The 2,438-nt window shown below is 57.3% G+C and carries 2 protein-coding genes and 1 pseudogene; 1 reads left to right on the forward strand and 2 read right to left on the reverse strand.

The window, feature by feature from the left end:
- A partial coding sequence (locus IE158_RS13310; RefSeq protein WP_229839136.1) for a hypothetical protein occupies nucleotides 1-594 on the reverse strand: 594 nt, incomplete at its 3' end.
- 218 nt (nucleotides 595-812) lie between these two features.
- Nucleotides 813-2,102 (reverse strand): hypothetical protein, encoded by a 1,290-nt coding sequence (locus tag IE158_RS13315; protein ID WP_189644190.1) that lies wholly within the window; start codon nucleotides 2,100-2,102, stop codon nucleotides 813-815.
- 119 nt (nucleotides 2,103-2,221) lie between these two features.
- Here IE158_RS13315 and IE158_RS13655 point away from each other — a divergent pair.
- A pseudogene (locus IE158_RS13655) lies at nucleotides 2,222-2,438 on the forward strand (IS4 family transposase); the annotation flags it as partial.

The raw sequence follows: 2,438 nt of genomic DNA on the forward strand, positions 1-2,438 counted from the left end.
TGGGTTAAACTGCTTGCAGCTACGGAATCTTCGAACGTAGCCTGAAGGATTTTCCGTACCACTACCCGGCTCTCCAGACCGGGTTTCTGCTTGCACCACTTGGGGAGGAGTCACGGCCCACCGTTCACCGTCGGCACTCAATTCAAGGTGTCCCAGAAGCTGCAAGCGGCGAGCCAGGGCACGGGCGTACTCGCTTACACCTAATGCGCCTGCCGCTGTGCGAAAGCTGCTCCAACGACCTGAACCGAGGCTACTGAGGTAGCTGAGCAGCGTTTCGGCCTGCTGCGTGAGCTGGTCAGCTGAAAGATGCTCGTCCTCCTGCCCAAAGGGGTCGTCACTGACTTCCTGGCGCATCTGACGGTAGGCCAGACACTGGCCCAGCGCCTTGATTTTGAGTTCACCACTCACCATGCCCCGAATCTCATCCAGGTTGTAAGGCCCGCCCGCTGTGAATGACAGCAAGTGACATTCCTCAAGCGCCTCGTCAATCTGTTCGTCCAGGTGCCCATAGTTGTCGGTTTCTAACGTCAGGAAAAAGTAATACTCCCCTCTGGGCCGCCGTTCCATTCGCAAGCCGCACACGGTGTCAGTCAACTTGCGACTGTTGATAAAACGCGAAAGCTGCGCCACCAAGATGTCGGCTTTTCCGCGACCCCTATAGCCTTTGTACCAGCGGATTTTGGGGATGGCTACAAATTTTTCTTTGCTTCGTAGTTGATCCAGCCGGTAAGAATCCTGGCTAGAAACCTGCTCCTGCGAATGGGCAGCTTTGCCACTCCGAATGCGGGTACGAGAGATTGGACGCTGCTCACTCATTGCGCTTCTCCTTGCTGCAATTCAGGCCCCACGAGCGACAAGGTGCGGCCTGAGTGTTGCCAGGTTTTAGAGAGGCTGCCCAAATCGCGTGAGGGAGCCTGAGGAAGCTCGTCCAGGTCAAGCAGCTTAATCAGTCTGACTTGGCCCTGGCCTCTGGCTTCAGCCTCTAGCTCGTAATCTCCCGCACCGCGCCAGGGCAATTCCACTGGTTGATTTGGTTCTACATTGCCCGCAAAAAGGACGTCCTCACCGCAGCGCAAGGTTAAAAAGGCTTCGGTAAAAAAGGTTGCCACGCTGACTGTTGGCGGGCCGCAATGCAGCCAGGCTCCCCTTTGCGGCACTCGCAAGCCGCCCGTGACCGAAAGTCCTAGCCCACTTTCTGGCCGGAGGGCATCCAGCAGTTCGCGGCTCACCTCAGTGACACCTTCCCAGTGGTTGGCCGTAACCATCACACCGTGGTATTCCGTCCAGTCGCCTTCCCAATTTTCCTCCTGGCTCCACTGAATAAGTCCCTGCTCCCTGAGCGTTGTCAGGTCTGGTATCAGCTCACGGCGGGCCAGCAGCAAAAACTGCTCACCCACTCCAGGGCGGCCCAATGAGGCAAAATCACCCTGCGAGTTGGGGTCGGGCCGCAGAATCCAGAAGCGTCGGGCGAGCAAGTGCAGATGGTCAAGCTGCGGGTGTCCACTCAACGGAATCTTTAAACCAGTGCTAAGTTGGCTGGCGGTCAGTTCTCCCAAGGGAGCGTAATAGCCTGGACGCTCCAAGGTCAGCGTTTCGGGGCCATCTTCCCACTCTGCCGCAATCTCCAAGAGGCGTAACCCGCGTGCCTGCTTTGGGAAAAGTGAATAGATAGCCTCCCCTGTGCGGAAATGTTCGCTTCGGTAAAGACCTGCGCTGAGATGGCGGGCCAACAGAGTAGCCTGTCCTGAACCTTCATTGCCCACCTGCCATTCTTGGTAGGCCTCTTCTAGCGCGTGATAGACGTCTTCTGCTGCCTGGCCGTCACGGCGCAAAAGGGTCTGCACATGGGAAGGTACGCTATCTAAGTAGCGAAGTTGACGCGCTATGAACTCGCCCTCGGGCTGCTCCCCCCAGTTTTGTGTGGCGAAAATCTGGCCTAACTTGCGCCGCTCATGTGCCCGAAGCAAAGTCTGACTGATTGCGTAGCCAATGTAACGCCAAGCCCCCGCACCGCCCGCGGCAGTAGGCTGGTAACCTCTGGAGCGTAAATAGCGGCTCCATGCCTTCCAGAGCGGTTCCTCACCTTCTTTGCCCGTGGTCATATGTTTGGGGCGGCGCTCAGTAGGTGACAACTTCAGTTTGACCTCGTTCCAGACGGCAAAAACCAACAGACGGCCCCATCAAGCTTGATGGGGCCGTCTGTTCACGGTTTCCTGAGAGTGTGAAAACAACAGAATCCGCTGCTCAGCAGGCTACCGCACTCACCCGCCACTTCAAAGCACACGCGAGTCACCTCCGCATTGACACCCTTCAGCGGCTGATCGATGTGCTTCTGGCGATGATTGCCGCGAGGAGCATCAATCATCACGATCTGAGTCCTCACATGCCCGGTATCAGCACGCCGCAAGCCAAGAAAAGAAGGGCGGACCGAACCTTCC

The organism is Deinococcus piscis, from assembly GCF_014653275.1.
Lineage (GTDB): Bacteria > Deinococcota > Deinococci > Deinococcales > Deinococcaceae > Deinococcus > Deinococcus piscis.